The organism is Photobacterium aquae (assembly GCF_001029445.1).
GTDB classification, from domain to species: Bacteria; Pseudomonadota; Gammaproteobacteria; order Enterobacterales; family Vibrionaceae; genus Photobacterium; species Photobacterium aquae.
This window is the reverse complement of sequence record NZ_LDOT01000003.1, coordinates 26,013-49,538: the sequence shown is the minus strand read 5'-3', so window position 1 is coordinate 49,538 and position 23,526 is coordinate 26,013. Positions and strand designations below refer to the sequence as shown.

General features: G+C 52.0%; 24 protein-coding genes. 16 read left to right on the top strand and 8 right to left on the bottom strand.

Annotated elements, in window-relative coordinates; translation table 11 throughout:
- Nucleotide 1 precedes the first annotated feature (1 nt).
- The gene (locus tag ABT56_RS03985; protein WP_047877577.1) at nucleotides 2-1,027 is read right to left on the bottom strand and encodes an ABC transporter permease subunit; all 1,026 of its coding nucleotides are present in this window, start codon (nucleotides 1,025-1,027) and stop codon (nucleotides 2-4) included.
- 818 nt (nucleotides 1,028-1,845) lie between these two features.
- On the opposite strand from ABT56_RS03985, the gene ABT56_RS03980 reads away from it, so the two are divergent.
- From ABT56_RS03980 to ABT56_RS03950, 7 genes are all read left to right on the top strand, one after another.
- Entirely contained in the window at nucleotides 1,846-4,419 is a 2,574-nt protein-coding gene (locus tag ABT56_RS03980) for a TonB-dependent receptor (protein ID WP_047877576.1), read from the top strand.
- A 72-nt stretch (nucleotides 4,420-4,491) separates the two neighbouring features.
- Nucleotides 4,492-5,259 carry a DUF3450 domain-containing protein gene (locus ABT56_RS03975; protein WP_047877575.1) on the top strand — a complete coding sequence of 256 codons (768 nt, stop codon included), beginning with the start codon at nucleotides 4,492-4,494 and terminating at the stop codon, nucleotides 5,257-5,259.
- Nucleotides 5,259-6,620: a MotA/TolQ/ExbB proton channel family protein gene (locus ABT56_RS03970; RefSeq protein ID WP_047877574.1), complete on the top strand. Its 1,362-nt coding sequence runs from the start codon at nucleotides 5,259-5,261 to the stop codon at nucleotides 6,618-6,620. The genes ABT56_RS03975 and ABT56_RS03970 overlap by 1 nt, the downstream gene beginning before the upstream one ends.
- Before the next feature lie 9 nt (nucleotides 6,621-6,629).
- Entirely contained in the window at nucleotides 6,630-7,157 is a 528-nt protein-coding gene (locus tag ABT56_RS03965; RefSeq protein ID WP_047877573.1) for a MotA/TolQ/ExbB proton channel family protein, read from the top strand.
- A 25-nt stretch (nucleotides 7,158-7,182) separates the two neighbouring features.
- Nucleotides 7,183-7,590 (top strand): ExbD/TolR family protein, encoded by a 408-nt coding sequence (locus tag ABT56_RS03960; protein ID WP_047877572.1) that lies wholly within the window; start codon nucleotides 7,183-7,185, stop codon nucleotides 7,588-7,590.
- A gap of 4 nt (nucleotides 7,591-7,594) precedes the next feature.
- The gene (locus ABT56_RS03955; RefSeq protein WP_047877571.1) at nucleotides 7,595-8,227 is read left to right on the top strand and encodes an energy transducer TonB; all 633 of its coding nucleotides are present in this window, start codon (nucleotides 7,595-7,597) and stop codon (nucleotides 8,225-8,227) included.
- Nucleotides 8,228-8,243: 16 nt separating this feature from the next.
- The gene (locus ABT56_RS03950) at nucleotides 8,244-9,461 is read left to right on the top strand and encodes a tetratricopeptide repeat protein (RefSeq protein ID WP_047877570.1); all 1,218 of its coding nucleotides are present in this window, start codon (nucleotides 8,244-8,246) and stop codon (nucleotides 9,459-9,461) included.
- Between the two features lie 284 nt (nucleotides 9,462-9,745).
- Here the strand turns inward: ABT56_RS03950 and gmhB are convergent, their stop codons facing one another.
- Complete coding sequence (gmhB, locus tag ABT56_RS03945) at nucleotides 9,746-10,300, bottom strand: D-glycero-beta-D-manno-heptose 1,7-bisphosphate 7-phosphatase (RefSeq protein WP_047877569.1); 555 nt, start codon at nucleotides 10,298-10,300, stop codon at nucleotides 9,746-9,748.
- A 327-nt stretch (nucleotides 10,301-10,627) separates the two neighbouring features.
- On the opposite strand from gmhB, the gene metN reads away from it, so the two are divergent.
- The 3 genes from metN to ABT56_RS03930 are packed head-to-tail and all read left to right on the top strand — an operon-like array spanning nucleotide 10,628 to nucleotide 13,214.
- On the top strand, nucleotides 10,628-11,662 hold the full coding sequence (gene metN, locus ABT56_RS03940) for a methionine ABC transporter ATP-binding protein MetN (RefSeq protein ID WP_047877568.1): 1,035 nt from the start codon (nucleotides 10,628-10,630) through the stop codon (nucleotides 11,660-11,662).
- Nucleotides 11,652-12,338: a methionine ABC transporter permease gene (locus ABT56_RS03935; RefSeq protein WP_047877567.1), complete on the top strand. Its 687-nt coding sequence runs from the start codon at nucleotides 11,652-11,654 to the stop codon at nucleotides 12,336-12,338. Before metN ends, ABT56_RS03935 begins: the two co-directional genes overlap by 11 nt.
- A 60-nt stretch (nucleotides 12,339-12,398) precedes the next feature.
- Nucleotides 12,399-13,214, top strand: a complete 816-nt coding sequence (locus ABT56_RS03930; RefSeq protein ID WP_047877566.1) for a MetQ/NlpA family lipoprotein — start codon at nucleotides 12,399-12,401, stop codon at nucleotides 13,212-13,214.
- 70 nt (nucleotides 13,215-13,284) lie between these two features.
- Here ABT56_RS03930 and ykgO read toward each other — a convergent pair whose 3' ends face one another.
- Nucleotides 13,285-13,428 carry a type B 50S ribosomal protein L36 gene (ykgO, locus tag ABT56_RS03925; protein ID WP_047877565.1) on the bottom strand — a complete coding sequence of 48 codons (144 nt, stop codon included), beginning with the start codon at nucleotides 13,426-13,428 and terminating at the stop codon, nucleotides 13,285-13,287.
- Between the two features lie 11 nt (nucleotides 13,429-13,439).
- Nucleotides 13,440-13,697, bottom strand: a complete 258-nt coding sequence (locus ABT56_RS03920; RefSeq protein ID WP_047877564.1) for a type B 50S ribosomal protein L31 — start codon at nucleotides 13,695-13,697, stop codon at nucleotides 13,440-13,442.
- 130 nt (nucleotides 13,698-13,827) lie between these two features.
- Here ABT56_RS03920 and tsaA point away from each other — a divergent pair, with 130 nt between their 5' ends.
- The 6 genes from tsaA (at nucleotide 13,828) to ABT56_RS03890 (ending at nucleotide 19,208) form a co-directional block, all read left to right on the top strand.
- Complete coding sequence (gene tsaA / locus ABT56_RS03915; RefSeq protein ID WP_047877582.1) at nucleotides 13,828-14,517, top strand: tRNA (N6-threonylcarbamoyladenosine(37)-N6)-methyltransferase TrmO; 690 nt, start codon at nucleotides 13,828-13,830, stop codon at nucleotides 14,515-14,517.
- 140 nt (nucleotides 14,518-14,657) lie between these two features.
- Complete coding sequence (locus tag ABT56_RS03910; protein WP_047877563.1) at nucleotides 14,658-16,373, top strand: proline--tRNA ligase; 1,716 nt, start codon at nucleotides 14,658-14,660, stop codon at nucleotides 16,371-16,373.
- Nucleotides 16,374-16,490: 117 nt separating this feature from the next.
- A complete protein-coding gene (locus ABT56_RS03905; protein ID WP_047877562.1) occupies nucleotides 16,491-17,615 on the top strand; it encodes a patatin-like phospholipase family protein in 1,125 nt (374 codons plus the stop codon).
- Nucleotides 17,616-17,810: 195 nt separating this feature from the next.
- Nucleotides 17,811-18,668: a GGDEF domain-containing protein gene (locus tag ABT56_RS03900; RefSeq protein WP_047877561.1), complete on the top strand. Its 858-nt coding sequence runs from the start codon at nucleotides 17,811-17,813 to the stop codon at nucleotides 18,666-18,668.
- Between the two features lie 145 nt (nucleotides 18,669-18,813).
- On the top strand, nucleotides 18,814-19,020 hold the full coding sequence (locus ABT56_RS03895; RefSeq protein WP_047877560.1) for a YaeP family protein: 207 nt from the start codon (nucleotides 18,814-18,816) through the stop codon (nucleotides 19,018-19,020).
- Nucleotides 19,020-19,208, top strand: coding sequence for a DUF4250 domain-containing protein (locus tag ABT56_RS03890; RefSeq protein WP_047877559.1), 189 nt, complete (start codon nucleotides 19,020-19,022; stop codon nucleotides 19,206-19,208). Before ABT56_RS03895 ends, ABT56_RS03890 begins: the two co-directional genes overlap by 1 nt.
- A gap of 69 nt (nucleotides 19,209-19,277) precedes the next feature.
- On the opposite strand, the gene ABT56_RS03885 is transcribed toward ABT56_RS03890, so the two are convergent.
- The 4 genes from ABT56_RS03885 to accA form a co-directional block, all read right to left on the bottom strand.
- Entirely contained in the window at nucleotides 19,278-20,489 is a 1,212-nt protein-coding gene (locus tag ABT56_RS03885) for an aromatic amino acid transporter (RefSeq protein WP_047877558.1), read from the bottom strand.
- Nucleotides 20,490-20,689: 200 nt separating this feature from the next.
- Nucleotides 20,690-20,998, bottom strand: coding sequence for a c-type cytochrome (locus tag ABT56_RS03880; protein WP_047877557.1), 309 nt, complete (start codon nucleotides 20,996-20,998; stop codon nucleotides 20,690-20,692).
- Between the two features lie 53 nt (nucleotides 20,999-21,051).
- The gene (gene tilS / locus ABT56_RS03875; RefSeq protein WP_047877581.1) at nucleotides 21,052-22,410 is read right to left on the bottom strand and encodes a tRNA lysidine(34) synthetase TilS; all 1,359 of its coding nucleotides are present in this window, start codon (nucleotides 22,408-22,410) and stop codon (nucleotides 21,052-21,054) included.
- 133 nt (nucleotides 22,411-22,543) lie between these two features.
- A complete protein-coding gene (gene accA / locus ABT56_RS03870) occupies nucleotides 22,544-23,503 on the bottom strand; it encodes an acetyl-CoA carboxylase carboxyl transferase subunit alpha (protein WP_047877556.1) in 960 nt (319 codons plus the stop codon).
- Between the last annotated feature and the right edge of the window lie 23 nt (nucleotides 23,504-23,526).

Here is a 23,526-nt window from a genome sequence, read left to right as displayed (position 1 = left end):
GCTACGCTCCAAACTTCACTCGTGGATCAACCAAGGCAACACACATGTCCGAAATAATATTGCCCACCAATAGCATCGCGGCATTGATAGCCACTATCCCCATCACAACAGGATAATCACGCTCCATGATCGATTCGTATCCCAACAAACCAATACCGTCGATATTAAAAATAACTTCGATGAGGAAAGATCCAGTCATGAAAAACAGCAAAGAATTGCCAAAATGACTTGCAATAGGGATCAGACTGTTTCGCAATGCATGCTTACGCACCGCTTTTTTAAATGGCAACCCCTTGGCAATCGCCGTGCGAATATAATCCGATGACAAATTCTCCATCAGGTTATTTTTCATCGTCATCGTGAGCGTGGCAAAATCACCAATCAAATAACAAATAAGTGGTAATACCGCATGCCACATTACATCCTTGGCACGTTCAACAAACGTTTCGTAATCATCAAAATCATCACCGACAAAGCCTCCCATCGGGAACCATTCCAAGTGATAACTAAATAAAGTAATAAGAAGGACGCCGACCACATACCCAGGCAAGGCATAGCCGACAAATATCAGGACGGAAGATCCAGAGTCAAACACCGAACCGTGCTTGAGTGCTTTGTAATAACCCAGTGGGATTGAAATGAAATAGCTAATAAAGAAGGTCATCCCGCCATAAAATAAAGAAACAGGCAAACGCTCAGCAATCATTTCTGAAACGGGTTCGTAATAACGGGTTGATTCACCAAGATCCAACACCATTAATTTTCCCAACCACTCGGTATATGCCTCAAATGCAGGTTTATCCAACCCATAAAAGGCATTGAGCTCAGCGATTTGATCTTCAGACAAGGCAGAATTCCCACCCGCAGATGTCATCGCCGCAGCACCATCACCCTGTGCTTGCATGTTTGCAAGCATCCGCTCGACAGGCCCTCCAGGTACAAAACGTGTAATAGTGAAAATTAGAATCGTAATACCAAGAAAGGTGGGGATAACTAACGCCATCCGGCGTAAAAAATATGACAGCATGCCTCAACTAACTCCATGTCTATTCGGCTTTAAATAATAAATACCACACCCAGCAATTAGATGATTAAAGCCACTAGCAGTGTGCAACGAATATTTCTGTTCATCCTGAACAATTCCAGTTTTTCAATGCCTCACAAGAGCATTAATTATTTTTTGTAGAGCCATAATTACAGTGAAATACACCTACCCTCAAGATAGGTTAACGATTTTGACCCAATGATGTCACATTTTTCAACAATGAGCATTCAATTGTAAAAAAATTATAAAAAACCAAAAAAAGCCAAAATCCAACACAGAACAGCATCCTGTAATAAGGATTATATATTCTCTACATTCAAGATAGATGAATAGATTAACAACCCCAAAACATTCCTAAGAGGAATAACTCATTGTTAACCCCTCTCGGTAAAAAGCACCTCCTCTCCCCGGGAAGAATACCCAAGTGGCATTCGCCGCATAATTTAACATCAAACCAACATGAATGATCATAAGCCATATACGGTTTGAATTATGGTTCATATCACTATTTTTACGAAAATACCTGAAATTAACGTCAGTTATGCCGAACGATGTCGAAACAACCCTCCGTACGGGATATAACACCGAACAGAAAACACTTAACAAAATAACAACTAAGTAAGATGTCTATTTTTAGGTTTTTATAATGTTTTGCATTTACTAACACATCAAACGCACTGGTTTGACTTCCTATTTTTGCTTCATGTATACCTTGGCTCGCAACGTTAACGAAAAGTTAATGTTTGTTGAGGCCAAAGATTGGCCGATAGGCAGGAAGAAGAAAAAATGGAGCAGCAAGGATGAATAAGAAGACAACAGCATTATCTGTTGCCATTGGCCTTGCACTGGGCTCAACCCTTTGGGTTCCAGTTGCACAGGCAGAAGAGCAACAAGTAGAACAACTGCAGAAAATGAAAGTAACCGGCTCTCGGATCTCGACAACGGACATGGAAGGTCCGTCACCACTGACCGTGATCAGCAGCAAGGATATCGAGTCAAAAGGCTTCAACAGTGCCCAAGATATCCTTAACAGCTTGACCCAGAATACTGGTGGCGCTCTAGCACAGACTAATTCATTTTCTTTCACGCCAGCTGCACAGTCTGTGAACCTTCGAGGCCTAGGCGCTTCCCGTACCCTGGTATTGATTGACGGACGTCGTCTACCCCAGTATCCACTGGCAGAAAATGGCACATCGAACTTTCAAGATATCGGACAGATCCCGGTAGGGGCGATCGAACGTGTCGAAGTGATGACTGACTCAGGCTCGGCCATCTACGGCTCTGATGCCATTGGTGGCGTCGTCAACTTTATCCTGAAAAAAGACTTCGATGGCGTTTCGGTTAAAACCCGTTACGGTGACGCAACAGACGGTGACTACCAAAACGGTCGTATCGATATTGTTGCAGGCAAGGATTTTGACGATAAGCGCGTATTGTTCATCGGCCAGTTCGCCGGTAATGAAATGCTCCAGCAAACGGATCGAGACTGGGCTGGCGATGACGGTTCGAACCGCTCTCAGCTAAGCGGATACTCAAGCTACGGCGCAAACTTCTACGGTACAGACGGATCTCACCTGCGCCCGGATGACTGTAAAGCCGTTGTCGGTGATGCCGGTATCGAGCGTGCCGACGGCAAGTGTGGTTTCAACCGTTCGGCCTACCGTTCCCTCAAGCCAGAGAACAAGCAGGTAGACCTACTGCTTCGTGGTGAATACGACATCAACGACAACATCACAGCCATGGCCGAAGCGCGCTACGGTTACAAATCTACCGAATCGACGTTCGAACCCAATCCGTACAGTGTCAAGGTTGATGATACCCACTTTCGCGGCGCCGGTGAGTACAATCGCCGGATGGTTGAATTCGGCGGACGCGAGAGCAACACCGAAGCACAATCTTTCGGCCTGACCACGGGATTGACCGGCCTGCTCAACGACGCCTACGACTGGGAAATCTATGCCAGTTACTCAGAGCAGACCGTCGATACCGACAACCCAGCAATCTACACCACTCTTGACCAAGCCGTTCAGGATGGGGATGTCGACCTACTCGGCCCAATCTCTCAATCGGTTGTCGACAAATATTCGGGGACATCCACCAAAGAAGCCTACTCCAAGCTGTACTCGATCAACGGCTCGTTTGCCGGGGATCTGATCGAGCTGCCAGCAGGCACCTCCGGTTTTGCCATCTATGGCGAATGGAACCGCACTGATTACCTTGAAACCATTGATGCCGTCACGGCAGCAGGCGGGTTCTCGGGGCTTGGCGGCACATCCGGTGGCGGTGACCGTGACCAGATCGGTCTGGGTGTCGAAGTGCTGATCCCGATCATCGATGAGCTGGAAATGACCCTTGCTGGCCGCTATGACCACTATTTCGATGATTCGGCCACAGGCGGCGCATTTACACCCAAAGTCGCGCTGGCCTACCGCCCGACGGATACCCTGCTGTTACGTGGTAGCTACGGTCTCGGTTTCCGCGCCCCGGATCTGAAGCGCCTGTTCGGTGAGGCGACCAAAGGTTTCGGCTCTGGTTTTGACCCCGTTCTGTGTGAGGCTGCCGGCGGTAATGGCCCTAACCAGTCCATCCCAGAATGTGACACGCAATACTTCGATATTGTGAACGGCCCGAACTCGGAGCTCAAAGAAGAAACCAGTACCAATATCAACCTCGGTATTGTCTGGGAGCCCGTGGACGACCTGGGCATTACCCTTGACTGGTACCACATCGAGATGGAAGACGTGGTCGATGCCCCCACCTATCAAGACGTCATCAACGACCCTGGCAAATACCCAGGTACCGAGGTTAACCGTAACCCGGATGGCACGATTAACTATGTCTCCTACGGTCCTGTCAATCAGGCGATGAAAAAACGTTCCGGGATCGATCTGGCCGTCAGCTACGGCTACGACAGCGATGATTATGGCTCGTTCTCATCACGCTTGGCTCTGACCAAAATCCTGATCGCCGAAGAGCAGGAAAACGACAGCGAGCCGGTGATCGACGAGACTGATTTCGAGCCGGAGTACACCGCGACACTGAACCTTGGCTGGAACTACAACGAGTACGCCGTAAACCTGTTTGGTAAGTACCGTGACAGCATGTGTTCAGAGTATGCAAACCAGTACTACTTCGATACCTGCCAAGATGCCAAGGATGCGGGGTTCAATGCCGACATTTCCAGCATGACCACGTGGAACCTAACGGCAACGTACGAATTCAACGAGAACGGCCGAGTCACACTGGGCGCAATCAACCTGTTTGACAAGACGCCACCCGCTGATCCGCTCAGCGATACGTCTCCGTTCTATGCCTACACCTACGATGATCCAGTCGGCCGACAGGTTTATATCGAAGGTTCATACGACTTCTAATAACAAACCCGGCGCGGGTAGAGCCCGCGCCCTTTTTTACAGACTGACTAACACAATGACAAGGATGCAACTATGACCTTAAAGGACTTTGGCGTTAGTGCGATGACTGCCGCCATGCTCACAATGAGTACCGCGGCCTTGGCCACTAACTCAGGCGCTGTGGTTGCGACACAGGCCAAAGCGACCAAAACGGCAGAGGCTTCACAGGCAAAAATCGACAAGTATGCCGACAGTACTGACGCCATGCTCGCCGAATACAAGGGCCTGCTGCGCCAAATTGACAGCATGAAAGTGTACAACGAGCAAATCGGCCGGATGGTGAGCTCACAGCAAGAAGAGCTGGATTCGCTCAACCGCCAGATCGCCCAGATTGACCAGACGGCGATGGAAGTGGTGCCGCTGATGCTCAAAATGATCGATGCCCTCGACGAGTTCGTCGCCCTTGATCTGCCATTCCAAAACGAAGAGCGAATTACCCGCGTAGAAGAACTGCGCGCGCTGATGGATCGTGCTGATGTCACCACATCCGAGAAATTCCGCAAGGTAATGGAGGCCTACCAAATCGAAGAGGGCTTCTCCCGCTCAATTGAATCCTACAAGGCCAGCTTGGAACGCAATGGCGAGACCGTTACGTTCGACTTTCTTCGCATCGGCCGCACCGCCCTGCTCTACCAATCACCTGACGGCGGTGAAACAGGCTTGTGGAACCAGCAGACCCGCCAATGGGAAAAACTGCCGCAAAGCTACCGCATCGCGGTACAGCAAGGACTGCGTATTGCCAAGAAGCAAGCGCCACCAGCTCTGATTAAGCTACCAGTGTTCGCCGGGGAGGAAGGATAATGAAAGGATTTAAATCACTAACCGCAACCCTGCTGACCGGCCTGATGCTTACGTCGCCGGTTCAGGCTGCAAACCCGGCATCGCTTTCCGAACTGCTGAAAACCGTCAAGTCAGACAGCATCGTAGAATCAAAGGAAAACAAGCAACGCGAGGCTGAGTTCAGGGCCAACCGCAACCAGCAAGCCGCATTGCTCAAGCAGGCTCGTGCCGAATTGGCGGCAGAAACCAACCGTGGCGACGAGCTCAAGGCCACGTTCGATGTCAACGACAAGGAACTGACCGTCCAAACCGAAACCCTGCGCCAGCGCTCCGGTACGCTGGGCGAAATGTTTGGTGTCGTCCGCCAGTATGCGGGCGAATTCAAGGGCCTGTTTGCCGCTTCGCAAAATGCCGTGCAGTTCCCAGAGCGTGATGTGCTACTGACCAAGCTGTCCGAAAGCAAGGAGCTACCTTCTACCGCTGAACTCGAAAACTTCTGGCATACCATTTTGCAGCAAATCGTCGTATCAGGCGAAACCTCAACCCTGCCGGCCACCGTCGTTTATGGCGAAGGCAAAGAGGCCGTACGCGATGTCACATTGATCGGAGAGTTCAACGCCATCGCCGATGGCAAATACGTGACCTACGTTACCCAGACAGGCAAGTTCGAAGAGCTGTCACGCCAGCCAAGCAAGAACATCATGCGTAATGTTCCGGGCTTCGAAGCCGCCAGTGGTAGCTATGAACCGCTATTTATCGACCCGTCACGCGGTGTGATCCTGTCGCTGCTGGTACAAAGCCCGACCGTCCAAGAGCGTATCGACCAAGGGGGGATTGTCGGTTATGTGATCCTCGGCATGGGTGCACTCGGTGCGCTAATCGCCCTGTTCTGCTTCCTGCGCCTGACGCTGATCGGCAGCAAGATGCGTAGACAAACCAAGACAGATACGGTTATCCCAGGCAACCCTCTGGGCGAAATCATCGAAGCCTATCAGGGCCACAAAGGCGACAACCTCGAGGATCTGGAAGCCAAAATGGATGAGGTCATCCTGCGCAATGCACCAAGCATCGAGCGCTTTGTCGGCGCAATCAAACTATTCGCCTCGGTTGCTCCGCTGCTCGGCCTACTCGGCACCGTGATGGGGATGATCGGTACCTTCCAGGCCATTACCCTATTCGGCACCGGTGATCCTAAGCTAATGGCCGGCGGTATTTCCGAAGCACTGGTTACCACCATGCTGGGTCTGGTCGTTGCTATCCCGCTGCTGTTCTTCTACACCCTGGTACACAGCAAGAGCCGCCGCTTGGTACAAATGCTTGAAGAGCAAAGTGCTGGCTTTATCGCACGCTATCAGGAAAAACTGCACGCTGCCGACAGCTAAGGAGGCACTATGTGGTGGATAATCGAAGAGCTTGAATCAATCAGGCGCTTCCTGGGGATGGGCGGCGATGTACTCATGGCCATCTTTGTACTCAGCTTCATGCTGTGGAGCGTGATGCTCGAGCGCTGGTTCTATTTCGCCGCCGTCCTACCCCGGGCCATAAAAAAAGCCGAGGCCGCATGGACGGCCCGTCACGAACACAAGAGCTGGAATGCCAAGGCAATCCGTCAGGAAATCGTGTCGATGCAGGATATCGAGAACAAGCGCGGTCTGCCGATCATCAAAGTGCTGATCGCACTGTGCCCACTACTCGGCCTGCTCGGTACCGTCGTCGGTATGATTCAAGTGTTCGATATTTTGGCGGTAACAGGAACAGGCAGTCCCCGCGCAATGGCGTCGGGCATCTCAAAGGCAACAATACCAACACTGGCAGGCATGGTCGCCTCGCTCTCGGGGCTGTTCTTCAGCTCCCGACTCGACCACCTCGCCAAAGTCTCCACCCAGAAGCTGGAAGACAAGTTGAAGCATATTGCCTGAGTAAACGGAATTAGAGGTATAGGTCATGAAAAGACGTTACAGCAGTGACAGTAGTGACGAAGCAGCTATCGATATGACCCCGATGCTCGACATCGTGTTTATCATGCTGATCTTCTTTATCGTAACAACGTCCTTCGTCAAGGAGGCCGGTATTGATGTCAACCGCCCCAGCGCCAACACGGCGCAAACAGTGAAGAAAGGCAACATCATGGTTGCTGTCGGAGCCGCCGGCGATGTCTGGGTGGACAAGCGACGGGTAGAGGTCGACGCGGTACGCGCCAACATCGAACGCCTACGAGCCGAAAGCCCGGATGGTGCGGTGGTTATCCAGGCCGATGAAGAAGCCAAGTCCGGCGTGGTCGTGAAGGTCATGGATCAGATCAGAATGGCAGGTGTCCAAAGCATCTCCATCGCCGCAACCAATAAGGATTAGGCCTATGCGGTATCTGGTCTCATTAGCACTGGCGCTCGTTGTCTCCCTCAGCCTGTTCTGGGGAATGGACAAGCTGGTAAACAAAGAGCGCCACGAACTGGTGTCGAATGATGACTTACGTATGGTTGATTTCATTCGCGTCAAATCAGAAGAGAAAATACAGGAGAAAAAACGCGAACTGCCAAAACCTCCGCCACCCAAGCGGCCGCCCCCGCCACCGGAGATGAAAGTCACCTCGACGGTCAAGCCAGTTATGGAGCAGATCCCGATGGATATGCCCAAACTGGACCTGCCCGTCAACGTCACCGGCGGCTCGGTCCTAGGTCATTACAGCCAAGGGGGCGGAGCCCAAATGGCCGGTAGCGGCGGGCCGGTGCCTCTGGCAACGTTCCAACCACAAATGCCTCGCAAGGCGGCCAAAAGTGGCTTGGAGAAAGGCATGGTACTGCTTGAGTTCACCGTCAATGCCCGTGGCGGCGTCGAGGATATCAAAATCCTCAAAGAGAACCCGCGTAGGCTGGGGCTCGGACGCGCTGCGAAGAAAACTGTCGCGAAATGGACATTCAAGCCAAAACAAGTGGACGGCAAACCGGTCGATGCTCGCCTTTCACAAGAAATCGAGTTTTCCGTGAACTAAGGATAAGGAGTCAACAATGAACAAATGTTACCAACACTTGCTGGCTTCGTTTTTCCTCGTAACCGGTGCCCTCGCGGCACCGGCTACGGCCAGCACCCCCGAGCTCAGCGATCGTACGTTTCGAACCGTCAACAAAGTTCAGGAACTGATTGCCACCGAACGCTACGGCGATGCCATTGCCAAGCTTAACGGGGCTCTGGAAAACACCCAGTCACGCAAATACGACAGGGCTGTCCTGTTGCAGCAAATGGGGTTCTTGTACTCCCTCAAAGACAATTACCCCAAGGCGGCACAGTATTTCGCCAAAGCGCTTAAACTCGACGCCCTGCCCGTCCCCGTAGCGCAGCAAGTACGCTACAGTTTGGCCCAACTCTACCTCGCCGAAGAGAAGTACAAACAATCAGTCGTGACCATGAAACAGTGGTTCAAGATCGCCAAAACGACAGAAGAAAAACCGCAGGCCCATGCCTATATCACCCTTGCCAGCGCCTATGTTCAGCTGGGTGATTACAGAAATGCGATTACACCAACCAAACAAGCTATCGCGATGACCAAAAAGCCCAGTGAGTCTTGGTACTTGTTGCTGGTTGCCTCCCATTACGAATTGAAGCAGTACAAGAGTGTCGCCGGGGTGCTTAAAACCCTAACAACCTTGTACCCGCAGAAAAAACGTTACTGGATGCAACTATCTGGCGTCTATATGGAGCTGAATCAGGAGCGAAACGCACTGGCAACGCTGGAAGCGGCCTACAAGATGGGGTTACTTGATGACGAGAAGGAGTTTCTGCGCCTGGTCAATTTCCAAGCCTACCGAGGCGTTCCGTTCCGGGCAGCTACTACTCTGAAAAAGGAGATGAGCAACGGCAATATTACCGCTGACAAGAAAAACTATGAGCGACTGGGCAGCTTTTGGCAGCAAGCCAAAGAGCTCGACGATGCGATAGTCGCCTATCGCAAGGCATATGATTTGTCACCTAGCTTCAAGAACCAAATCATGATCGCCCGACTGATGATTCAAGCCAAGCAATTCAAATCGGCCACGCAGTTTGCGGCCAAGGCTGCACCGGGGGCATCTGCCGATGACCGTGCCGAATTGGCTTACCTTCGCGGAATGGCATTTTTCGAACTCAACCAGCCAAGCAGTGCCCTGCAGGCCATGCAACTGGCAGCGAAATCCAATGACATGAAGGCGGTTGCTACCCCTTGGATCGCCTTTCTCAAAGAGCAAGGCTGATCCCCGACCCTGCTGGCCGTGACGAATGACGGCTAGCAGTCCCCCCATTAATTCATGTGTGAGTCAGTCACACACTTTGGGAAGCACTTGCTTCCCTTTTTTTCGTCTTATCCCCCTCGTCAGGCCGAGGACGAGAAAAACCGAGCATCACCTATAAACCATGGTTTGCCGTGGCAGAATTATTCTCAAATTAGTCAAACTCACCACATTTATGTTCAATCTGTCATACACAAAAAAAGCCGCATCGGCGGCTTTTCATATTCACACTTTGGCTGAGCGCTATATCAACGTGCAGCAAGCCATGCTGGTACATCAGCAACGCTATCTAGTACAACGTCTGCCAACGTCTCGCCTTCTTCCGTTACCGGTTTGCCGGTGCGCACAAGAATTTTGGTCGCAACCTCCGCCGCGGCAGCCGCTTTCATGTCATCGGTCTTGTCGCCGATCATCACCGACTGGGACATATCGATTTTCAAGAAGTCACGAGCCGAGATAAACATACCCGGTTTAGGCTTACGGCAGCTGCAATCTTGCAGGTATTCACCCTTGCCTTCTGTGGCATGATGCGGGCAGTAATAAATGCCGTCGAACTCAACGCCATTGTCTGCGAAATTCCAGTCCATCCACTCAGTCAGGGTCAGGAACTCATCTTCGCTATACATCCCGCGGGCAATACCGGCCTGGTTAGTGACCAGCACTAGCAGGTAGCCCATATCTTTGAGCTTCTTGCACGCTTCGAACACACCTTCTACATATTCAAAATCATCGACGGTGTGGACATAGCCATGGTCGATATTAATAACGCCATCACGATCGATAAATACTGCTGGTTTGGCCAAGCGAAAGCCCTCTGTTTTATGGAAATTTCAATGATGGCTCAAATTATGGCATGGCTGCCCTTGGGATTCACCTGCTTTGATGGCTTACGTACCATCAAGCCCCTCCCGCCCATCAAATAGCAATAAAGACATTTAGACGTCCAGACGTAAAAATATCTATTGACTTGCTTTATCTTAACCAATAGCATCGAAACAAATAATGCGATTGACAAACAAACTGTTTACATTGCAATAATTATGCAAACACACGCTACAGCACCACAATATATCGGCAGTAGTCAGGATTGACCATACACAAATGACTCGATATAGGATTCAGGACGAACGATGATAGAAATAAGCAGAGTTAACAAGGTGTTCTATCAAGGGGAAAAGGAGATCCACGCGCTGCGTGATATCAACCTGACCATAGAGCAAGGCACCATCTTCGGTGTCATCGGTTCTTCGGGTGCCGGCAAGAGCACCCTGATCCGCTGCGTCAATCTACTTGAGCGGCCCACCAGCGGACAGGTGATCGTCGATGGCATTGATCTAACCCAACTTCCCGGCAACGAGCTGACTCAAGCGCGTCGCAAAATCGGGATGATCTTCCAGCATTTCAACCTGCTGTCATCCCGGACGGTGTTTGACAATGTTGCCCTGCCGCTCGAGCTGGCCTCTTTACCCAAGCCCGCTATCCAAAGCAAGGTTCACGAGTTATTGGATCTTGTTGGCCTTGGCGACAAGCATGACAGCTACCCGTCCAACCTCAGCGGTGGCCAGAAGCAACGCGTTGCGATCGCCCGGGCCTTGGCGTCGGATCCCAAAGTACTGCTGTGCGACGAGGCGACCAGTGCCCTTGATCCAGCCACCACCCAGTCAATCCTCGAGCTGCTCAAAACCATCAACCGTCAGCTTGGCCTAACTATTTTGCTGATCACCCATGAAATGGATGTCGTCAAAGGAATCTGCTCGGAAGTCGCGATTATCGGTGATGGCGAACTGGTCGAAAAAGGGCCGGTCGGCGATATCTTCGCCCACCCTAAAACGGAACTGGCGCGCAACTTCATCCGCTCGACATTGGATTTGTCTATTCCCGAAGACTACCGCGCCCGGATGATGGCCCAGCGGACAGACAACAGCTACCCGCTCGTCAGGCTGGAATTCACCGGTACCTCCGTGGATGCCCCGTTGATCTCTCAGGTTGCCCGCGAGTTCAATATTGATGTCAACATTCTAAGCGCCGACATGGACTACGCCGGCGGCGTCAAGTTCGGCCTGATGCTGGCCGAGTTCTTCGGCACCGAACAAGCCGCAGAGCAGGCTATCGCCTTCATGCGCGACCATAACGTTAACGTGGAGGTACTTGGCTATGTGGCTTGATTCCCTAACCCTATGGTGGGCCGACAACCAGCGGCTGGTCGAATTGCTCATTGATGCCCTAGGCCAGACCCTGATCATGGTATTTGCCTCAGCCCTGATCGGCTTTGCCATCGGTATCCCGGTCGGGGTTGCGTTGCACCTGACCAAGGCCAACGGCCTGCTTGCCAATCCGGCCGTGAACAAGGTGCTCGGGGCCGTGGTCAATATCGGCCGGTCGATCCCGTTCATTATCCTGCTGGTTGCCATTATCCCGTTTACACGGTTCGTGGTCGGCAGCTCAATCGGCACGGCGGCAGCCATCGTCCCGCTGACTGTCGGCGCGATCCCTTTTATTGCCCGCCTCGTCGAAGGGGCACTGCTCGAAATACCCAGCGGGCTGGTCGAGGCCGCCCAGGCAATGGGGGCAACCCCGCGCCAAATCATTACCAAGGTACTGCTGCCTGAGGCCCTGCCGGGGATTATCAATGCCATCACCATCACGCTGGTTACACTGGTGAGCTATTCGGCAATGGCGGGTACCGTCGGGGGTGGCGGTCTCGGTGACGTCGGTATCCGCTATGGCTACCAACGCTTCGACGGCACGGTCATGATGATTACGGTGGTGATGCTGGTGATATTGGTTCAGCTGATCCAATCCATCGGCGATCATCTGGTCAAGCGTTGCGACCATCGCTAAGCACTAACACAACAAAAATCCAACTAGTATTACGGAAACCCCAATTCAAGGAGAAGTATCATGGCGTTTAACCTAAAGAACCTGTTTGCCGTTGCCGGCCTGGCATCGGCCCTTGTCCTGACCGGCTGCGGTGAGAAAGAAGCGGCTGTCGACAACAGCAAAATCAAAGTTGGGGTCATGGCCGGTGCCGAAGAGCAAGTGGCCGAGGTGGCGGCCAAGCAGGCCAAGGACAAATACGGGCTGGATGTCGAGCTAATTACGTTTACCGACTATATCTCGCCGAATGCGGCGCTCGAGGAAGGTTCTATTGATATCAATGCGTTCCAGCACAAGCCGTACCTTGAGCAGCAAGTCAAAGATCGCGGCTACAAGTTTGCCGTTGCCGGCAACACCTTTGTCTACCCGATTGCCGCCTATTCCAGCAAGATCAAATCACTCGATGAGCTCAAGGACGGTGCTCTGATCGCACTGCCAAACGATCCAACCAACCTTGGCCGTTCGCTGCTGCTGCTCCAGCAACAAGGGCTACTAACCCTCAAGGACGGGGCAGGCTTGACCGCGACCGTACTTGATATTGTCGACAACCCGAAAAACCTCAAGATCAAAGAGCTTGAAGCAGCCCAGCTGCCACGCTCGCTGGATGATGTTGATCTGGCAATCATCAACAATACCTATGCCAGCAGTATCAACCTGACCCCTGAGCGCGACGGCGTCTTCGTCGAAGACAAGGAGTCCCCATACGTCAACCTGATCGTTGCCCGCGAAGACAACGTCAACAACGAGAATGTTCAGACCTTCATCAAGGCCTACCAATCCGACGAGGTTTACAACGCCGCGCAGGATATCTTCCAAGGTGGTGTCGTCAAAGGCTGGTAAATCCAGCCATTCCATACCATTTGACCTATCGCGCCCCTCCCTTGCAGAGGGGCGTTTTCATTATGAGGTGCTATTTTTTCTTTTTCGTTCCGCCCTGTACGGCCTTGAAGCGCGGATTCGATTTGCAAATGACGTATAGGCGACCACGACGTTTGACAATCTGGCAGTCGCGGTGCCTCATTTTTGCACTTTTCAATGAACTCAATACCTGCATCTTTTCCTTCCTTATTTTGATTGGCCGAACTGGCCGAAACGGCGGGTGAAATTAGCCATCCGGCCTTCGCTCCTGACTATCCTCTGCTTACCGGTACAAAACGGATGGGAGGCCGACGAGACATCCAAGGTGAAATAGGGGTATTCCTTGCCGTCCTCCCAGACAATGGTCCGATCGGTAGACAAGGTCGACCCCACCACGAAGTATTGGTCGGCACTGGTATCATGAAACACCACCTTGCGATATGGCGGGTGAATACCGGGTTTCATACTGCTCTCCTTCTGGCGATTAACTCACGAATTGTTATGTTATAACATATTATTTGATAGTTATTCTCAATAAAGATCAAGTACTATTTTTATGGTATGGTCTGCGCAACACTGTTTTGGGCCTGATGCAATGCAATACCAGATTGAGCCAATCGGGGTGATACGCTCCCCCTACAAAGAAAAATTTGCCGTTCCTCGCCAGCCGGGGCTCGTGCCGAGCGCCCGCTCGGAAATCATCCTGCAGGGAGAGGCCAATGCCCTAGAGGCCGTCAGGGGCATTGAGCAATTCAGCCACCTTTGGCTGTTATTTCTTTTTGACCAGAACCTCGAGGCAGGATGGCGCCCAACCGTGCGGCCACCACGGCTGGGCGGCAACGAGCGTATCGGTGTCTTTGCCAGCAGGGCGACGTTCCGCCCCAACGGCATCGGGATGTCAGCGGTAGAATTGATCGGCGTCCGCCAGCAAGGCAGTAATGTCATCATCGAGCTAGGTGGGGTGGATCTGGTTGACGGGACACCAATCATCGATATCAAGCCCTATATCCCTTATTCCGACAGCCTGCCACAGGCCGTGGGCGGTTTCGCCAGCGAGCAGCCAGCCACGCTGGCAGTGCATTTCAGCGAACTGGCCGAAAAACAGCTCAACGGCAAGGAGCTTGCTCGCCAGCGGGCTGTCATCGAAGAAGTGCTGGCCCAAGATCCCCGCCCGGCCTATAAGAAAGGCAAGGTCGACACCAAGGAATATGCCGTTCACCTGTTCGACTATAATGTTCGCTTCAGGGTCGATGATGACGGGATCACCGTCCTTGCCCTACACTAAGTCGCACAAAATATCTGCCACCTCCAGCTTGTTCCCTTTGGAGAAAGGGGATTTGACTGGTAAACTACGCAGTTACTGCCTAGGTGGCGGCGGGTTAATCCCATTTCCCTTATTTCTCTATCAACCAACGGATACCATCAATGCGTACCAGTAATTATCTTCTTTCTACTCTGAAGGAGACTCCAAACGACGCAGAAGTAGTGAGCCACCAGCTCATGCTACGTGCAGGTATGATCCGTAAGCTGGCTTCAGGTCTTTACACCTGGCTGCCTACTGGTCTACGTGTATTGCGTAAAGTCGAAAACATCGTTCGTCAAGAGATCGACAATGCAGGCGCAATCGAAACTCTGATGCCCGTTGTACAGCCGTTTGAACTATGGGAAGAGACTGGTCGCTCTGAAAAGATGGGCCCGGAACTGCTTCGCTTTACTGACCGCCATGTTCGTCCGTTTGTACTTAGCCCAACAGCAGAAGAAGTTATCACTGCATTGGTGCGCAACGAAGTAAGCTCGTACAAGCAGCTACCTATCAACCTGTACCAGATCCAGACTAAATTCCGTGATGAGCGCCGCCCACGTTTCGGCGTAATGCGCGCACGCGAATTCTGCATGATGGATGCATACAGCTTTGACATCGACAAAGCAGGCCTAGAGAAATCTTACCAAGCGATGCACGATGCCTACTGTAAAGCGTTCGATCGCATGGGCCTTGAATACCGGCCTGTACTGGCTGATTCAGGCGCTATCGGTGGTAACGGCTCTCAGGAGTTCCACGTACTGGCTGAAAGCGGCGAAGACCTAATCGCATTCTCTACAGAATCTGATTACGCAGCGAACATCGAAAAAGCGGAAGCGGTAGCTCCTGCTGTTGAGCGTGCAGCGCCAACCCAAGAGATGACGCTGGTTGATACGCCAAACGCGAAGACTATCGCGGAATTGGTTGAGCAGCACGGCCTGCCAATCGAAAAAACTGTCAAAACACTATTCGTTAAAGCCTCTGATGAAATCGACGCACCTATCGTTGCGCTAATCATCCGTGGTGACCACGAGCTGAACGAAATCAAAGCTGAGAACCTAGCAGAAGTTGCTTCTCCACTAGAGATGGCAACCGAAGAAGAGATGCGCGAACTAATCGGTGCAGGCGCAGGCTCTCTAGGCCCAGTAGGCCTTGAACTACCGTTCATCGTTGACCGCACTGTCGCGGTAATGAGCGACTTCGGCGCTGGCGCGAACATCGACGGCAAACACTACTTCGGTATCAACTGGGGTCGTGACGTTGAACTAGGCCAAGTTGCTGACCTGCGTAACGTTGTAGAAGGCGACCCAAGCCCATGCGGCCAAGGTACCCTGATGCTTAAGCGCGGTATCGAAGTAGGCCACATCTTCCAGCTAGGTACGACCTACTCTGAGAAGATGAACTGCGGCGTTCTAGACTCAAACGGTAAGAATGTGATCCTAGAAATGGGCTGCTACGGTATCGGTGTATCACGTGTTGTTGCATCTGCTATCGAACAGAACCACGACAAATACGGTATCATCTGGCCAGACGCACTTGCACCATTCCAGGTTGCAATCGTACCGATGAACATGCACAAGTCTGAGCGTGTTCAGGAAGCGGCAGAGAAGCTATACGCGGAACTGACTGCAATGGGTATCGACGTCCTATTCGATGACCGTAAAGAACGCCCAGGTGTGATGTTCTCTGATATGGAATTGATCGGTATCCCTCACACTATCGTGATTGGCGACCGCAGCATGGACGAAGGTAACTTCGAGTACAAGAACCGCCGTTCTGGTGAGAAGACCGCCGTTGCCATGGCTGACATCGTTGAGCATATCAAAGCACAACTTGCTTAATTAGCTAACGAACTGATTGTAAAAAGCCTCCTTCGTGGAGGCTTTTTTTATGGTGCTTTTTTCATATATAGTTAAGTTAAAAGAAGACTATATGCAAGCATAACGCGGGAAAGGCGAATGAGGACGACCTCGCCAAAAATCAGTTTACTGTTAACCGGTGGTGGTGCACGCGCGGCTTATCAAGTGGGCGTGCTCAAGGCCATCGCCGAATGGTACCCTCGGGTTCATCATAGCCCTTTCACTATTTACAGCGGTACCTCTGCAGGAGCCATCAATGCCATGGCATTAGCCTGCTATGCCTCAAGTTTTCGCCTCGGCGTCAAAAAACTAGAATGGATTTGGTCGCGGCTCCATAGCCGGCGTATCTTTGCCACCAGCCCTACCGGCATGCTGGGTTTTCTTGGCCATCAATGGTTCGCCAGGTTGCAAGCCCACCACCATGCCCGCCCACCATTTGGCCTGCTCAACAACCGTCCTCTGCGCCACCTGCTCAATCAAGTCAACAACTACAACCGAATCGAAAAACAGATTTCCGCCGGCAACCTCCACGGAATCGCGATCACCGCCTCCAGTTATAAAAGTGGCGATTCGGTCAGTTTCTTCCAAGGTCAAAACAGCATCGAACCTTGGGACAGGGCACGCTCAAAAGGCCGCCGCACTTTGTTAAATACGGATCACCTACTGGCCTCGGCAGCCATCCCTATCGTATTCCCGGCAACGAGGATCGGCCAAGCCTACTATGGCGATGGGTCTATCCACCAATTAGCCCCCCTACGGCCATCATTGAAAATGGGGGCCGACAAAATCCTGATTATCGATCTCATCAACCAAAAGCTCGAACAACCCGATCACACCCGGGCTCCCGGCCTTGCCGCGCTCGGCGGGCACTTAATGGATACCATTTTCAGCGACACCCTTGCCGCCGATCTGGAAAACCTGTCGCGAACCAACACCCTGCTGGGGAACTTCAGCCCAAGCGAACAAAAGCAACATAAAATGCGGATTATCGACCATATCCTCCTTTGTCCCAGCAAATCATTTGAGCCCCTGGCAAGAGCCCATTATGGCCAGCTTCCCCCCATGACCCGCACCCTGATGCGCCTTATCGGGATCAGCCCGAAGGACGATGCCGCCATTACCAGTTACCTACTATTCGAACCCGGCTATATTCAGGCCCTGATCGACATGGGCTATGAAGACACTCTGGAACATGAAGCCATTTTACGCCACTTTCTGAACTAAAAAAGAAGCCCGCAAGGCACTGCCGAGGGGATATCATCTCCTGCCTGATAAACACCAATGAGATCCCCCCTCTCCCTCTAACTCCTTAATTTTGAGGTAATTTGTCATATATATTTGAAACAAATACAGTCAGGCTATTGAAAAAGCGTAATAATTCCCTATAGTTATCTTCCTTTATGATTTTTTGATACGGGTATGGGTCCACTTCACTGGAATTCAATCACTGCAGGCTCCAGCACCAAACCAAGGGCCAAACCTCTTGGAGCTGATCAGCGCCTGTTAATCCTACAAAAGCTTCAGGGCAAGCTTGATTTGCCGATCCTGTTCGAAATATTTGCCCGAGAAATCGAAAAGCAAATTGATATCACCCGCTTGATTTGGGAATTTGATGGTACATCAACCCAAATCCGTGGCGGTGATGCCAGCGAACACCGCCAAACATTCCTATTGCGATTCAACGGCAATGAATTAGGCAAGCTGCAATACCACACACCTTATGCGCTCGATCAAGACGAAATAAGCCTGCTGCATACCTATCATCGCCTGTTTGCCGGACCACTCACCAATGGTATCGAATACCGCAAAGTGAAAAACATGGCACTGCAAGATTGTCTGTCAGGCCTCGGCAACCGAAGCTGTTTTGAACAGGACCTGACCCACGCTATCGCAGTCAGCGAGCGCAAAACTGTCGGCCTGGTGCTGGTCATGTTCGACCTCGATAACTTCAAGCAAGTCAACGACCGCTACGGCCACCCAGACGGTGACCGGGTCATCCGCCAATTCGGCAATCTGCTAAAGCAGACAATCCGTGCATCCGATCGCTGCTACCGTATTGGCGGTGATGAGTTTGCCGCCCTGCTCCAACCTGCCACCAGCGATTCAGCCATGCAGGTCTTTTCCCGAATCCTGCAACTAACACAACAGGACACAATTCTACAAACCTTGAAGATTGGTTGCTCCTGCGGGTTTGCCGAATACCAAAAAGGCGATACCGCCAGTGCCTTACTTGAGCGTGCCGACCGTCACCTTTATCAAGATAAGCGCACGCGCTAACAGGCCGCTGGTTCAAACACTGCTGACTCTGGTATAGTTTTGCCTATCGCCCTAGCACTGTGACAGTGGGTTTTCGCAAGCCTTTCCCAATCAATAATATCCCGATTGTGCAGGCAGGCGAAAACCATGCAAATAAGGAAAGACCATGAAAGTTTATGATTGCTGCGAGCTGGTCAGAATGACCTATGCCCAAATCGGTGGTGGCGAGCTTGGCTATATTCCCAATGCGATTCACTGTGCGGTAAACGCGCTAAACGCCATCGCAGCTGATGAAAATCTACCGAAAGACACCCGTGAGCGTGCCGCTTTCGCAGCAGCCAATTTGCTAATGAGTGACCACGAGGACGCCTAATGAACTTGAGTAATTTCGAGAAAATGGATCCGATCATGCTGATGAGCATCGTCAACATGAAGATCCGCGATGAATTCGGTGATCTGGATGCGTTGGTAAAATACTACGACATCGACAAAGACGCTCTTGTTGCCAAGTTGGCCACGGCGGGCTTTGACTACCTGCCGGATGCCAAGCAGTTCCGCTGAGCCTCTTGCCCGTACTGGGCACAAAAAAAACGGAAGCCGCAGCTTCCGTTTTTTATTCCCTGCGGCAGGTTAGCCCCTAAAGACGGGTAGCACATTGACCATTGCCAACAGGTGGAACGCTGCGGTCAGAACCCCGAATGCAATCACCACATTGATGGTCAGACTCCCTCCCGGTACCACAAAACCCTCTTGTGCCGGTACACGCTGACGCAGTGCTTTTGCCAACATCGCCGGGATAATACATGCCCAGATGGTGGCGGCTGCACCCGCCAAGCCAATGGCGGTAACAAAACCAAATGGGGCAATCAGGGAGAACACTAAAGGTGGCAGGAAAGTCACCGCCCACGTTTTTAGTCGACCGCTACGGGTATCCTCGAAACCGAAGAAATCAGCCAAGTAGTCAAATACACCCAAGCCCACACCGATGAATGAAGATACTACGGCAGCAATCGAGAAGATATTCAACGCCTGCTTGATGCTGGTCGAATCAATACCGTTGGTCAGTGCCGACAACAGCGCATCGATACCCCCTCCCGCTGTCACCACTGGGCCAAAAGCCTCACGCGGCAAGTTGCCGAAAATACAGATCACCCATACCAGATAGAATGTCAGTGCAATCGCAGTACCAGCAAGGATCGCTTTCTTCGCACGGTGCTCATCCTGGTAATAGTCGCGCATCGTGCTCACTGAATGGTGGTAGCCGAATGAGGTCAGTGCCACTGGCAACAAGGCCAGCGCATACGCGGAGTACGAGGTCTCTGTCTCGCTGACCGAGAACAGCGTAGGTACGCTGATTTGCGACGCCAAACCTGAGATCCCAAGGGCAAAACTGATCATCATAAACAAAATGAGCACAATGGAAATACGGTCTACCGCGCGGGTTGAGTGCAACACGAATGCCGAACACAATGCCACAAACAGGACAGAAGCCAGTTCACTACTCACCCCCAGCATACCACTGAAAATATCGCCCGATGTTGAGATGTAGGCATAAAGTAGAATACCGCCCACGAAATATAACGACAGGTTATTGATAAAATTTACTTTTTTACTCAGCACGTCTTTCGCAACCGTGTTGAAAGACGACTTGAAGTCATAATGCTTCAACGCTTCTAGCAGCAACCAACCAGACAGGGTCATCATGATCATGGTGACGGAAATAGCAATCACGCTCCATAGCGTCCACGCCCCCGCGCCTGCGCTGGGCAATCCCAACATCCCGGCCCCGACGCAAACACTGGCGATAATACATGCTCCCCCAAGCGTGGATGGTTTACTCATAACGACTCCTAGACAACGTTTATGTATCAGCGTGCTAGTACAATAATATGCTCTGCAAAATTAAGCAACCACAGAGAATGACTTTGCTCAAAATCTCACCACGCAGTGTGATATTTTCTTACATGGTGATAGTTCAACAAAAAAAACGCCGGTTGATATTCTCCTAAGGTATCAACCGGCGCTTTGTCGAAGGAGTGAGATTATTTCATTTGAGCAAAATATGCCGCTACGTTAGCGATATCTTCGTCGTTAAGCATCGCAGCCTGAGGCTGCATCACCATCGCCATGGCACCACTGCGTTCCTTGTTTTTATAGGCTTTCATCGCGTTAACCAAATATTGCTCATTCTGGCCTTTCAGGTTCGGATACCCAGGGATCACAGCAATACCATCTGCACCATGACAAGCCGCACAAACGGCAGCCTTGGCTTTGCCCGCAGCAGGATCACCAGCCAAAGCTGGTACGGAAATCACGGCAGCTAACATTGAGATGACTATGGCTTTCTTCATACATTCCTCGTTATTATTTTTCCAGTTCCGTGTTGTAATAATAAGTGACAATATTATTGTGACTTCTTTTGCCATTGATTGCATTTTTTTGATGGCAGATACCAAACGAGTTCGCATTCACCATCTACGTAATCCCGATTGACACCCAATCCGGCAACAGCCACTAACTGGTCGCCATAAAAGACCAAGGGCATCCGCCGCCGGTTCCAACTCGGTACACCAGCTTCTTGAAATAGCTTTTTGAGTTTACGACGGCCAGCCCGGCCGGCCGGCCACATGTCCAACCCTGCCGGTTCGAACCGGATCGTCACTTTTTCATCAGATCTAGGGCGACGGATCCGGGCCGACCAACGTGCTTGGGGATTAGCAATCTCCCCGATGCTCGTCCACGCCAATTCCCCTAACCCCGAAGGCAGATCGCACCTTTCTCCCCCAGGCCATTCAAGTACGCATCCGGCCAGTGACGGCCATTGCTCAACCAAGTACAAGGCATTTTGGAATCGACGGACGGAGAGCGATGCCCAGCATAACTGCGGATTAGCGTCTTCCCTCGCCGTCACAACGCTGTGCCAAATTTGTTCGAGTTGAGCCTGTGATGGCATTTGAGCCCCGAGCACGGAGAGCCACTGCCTGATGAGTGCTTTCCCCTGCCGCTCGCTACCGAGCTCCGCAATCTCCAGCCCGCGATCAGGCCTCATGGCTAGGGCTAAGCGATCTGCCAATAATTCCTGAAGCAATGCTTCCTGCTCACCGCACAGCTGGGCACTGCGTGCCACCGCCTTGCGTATCCCCGGCCAGCGCTCCGTCAACAATGGCGTAATACGGTGGCGCAAGAAATTACGGTCGTAGCGCTCGTCACGATTGCTCTCATCCTCAACCCAAGACAGGCCGTATGTACAACCGTAAGATTCAATCACCGAGCGGGGGATACCCAATAGCGGACGACAGTGTGTCCCCTTAGCGAATGGGGTGTAAGCCGGCATTGCCGATAAGCCCGCCGGGCCACTACCGCGTTTCATCGCCAAGATGAACGTCTCTAGCTGATCATCGGCATGCTGGGCGGTCAGCAAAACCTCACCGGCACAGATATGCTTTGCCAGCGCCTGATAACGAGCATCGCGGGCCGACTGCTCAATACTCACCCCTGCACCGACGGCAACCTGTACATGCTCGACCACACAGGGTATCCCCGCCTCCTCCGACCATGTCCGGCATTGCTCGGCCCAGTGGTCGGCATTCGAACTCAGGCCATGATGGACATAAACAGCAACACAGCTCCCGCTATTTTGCAGCAAGAAGCGCCTCATCAGATCCAACAAAACCCGAGAATCCAATCCCCCGCTCAGGGCCAATACATAACGCTGGCCGATGGGAAACCGGGCCAACGCTTCATTCAAAACGTCCAATAACATCTTGCCAATCCGCTTTTTCAAGTCCGGCCAGTATACCAGAAGAGCCCGTACCATCGCGTAGCAGGGTACAAGGCAAAAAAAACGGGCCAGCATCTAGTGCTGACCCGTCATATTACAATTAACCGCTCGGTACTTAGCAGTAACCGTAGCTCATCAGACGCTCGTAGCGACGATCAAGCAACGTCTCGGTGTCCAATGCGTCAAGCTCAGCCAATGTGGCCAACAACTGCTGCTTTAGTGACTGGGCCATCGCTTCCACATTACGGTGCGCGCCGCCAAGCGGCTCCTCAATGATATTGTCGATCAGCTCCAGCTCCTTCAAGCGGCCAGCAGTCATCCCCATCGCTTCTGCGGCTTGCGGCGCCTTGTCTGAGTCACGCCACAAAATAGACGCACACCCTTCCGGAGAGATCACCGAATAAGTTGAGTACTGCAGCATATTGACACAGTCACCGACACCAATCGCCAGCGCACCGCCAGAACCGCCTTCGCCGACAACGTTACAGATCACCGGCACTTTCAGGCCTGCCATCACCTTGAGGTTGGTCGCAATCGCTTCTGACTGTCCACGCTCCTCGGCACCGACGCCCGGATACGCACCCGCAGTATCGATAAAGGTAATGATTGGCATCTTGAACCGCTCGGCCATCTTCATCAGACGAAGTGCCTTGCGGTAGCCTTCTGGTTTTGGCATACCGAAGTTACGCAATACCTTCTCTTTGGTCTCGCGGCCCTTCTGGTGACCAATCACCATCACCGGGCGGCCGTCCAAACGGGCAATACCGCCAACCAATGCTTTATCGTCGGCAAACGCACGGTCACCCGCCAGCTCATCGAACTCGCTGAAGATATGCTCAACATAATCCAGCGTATAAGGGCGCTGTGGATGGCGTGCCAACTGGGCCACTTGCCATGCGCCAAGATCACCGAAGACTTTCTTGGTCAGCTCAAGGCTTTTCTTTTCCAGTGACTCAATTTCTTTGTCCAAATCCACCGATGCCGATGCATCGCGCTGCGACACGTCACGCAGTGCTTCGATTTTGGCTTCCAGCTCTGCAATCGGCTGTTCAAACTCAAGGAAGTTCAGGCTCATACCACTTCAATCCTTTCCCCATA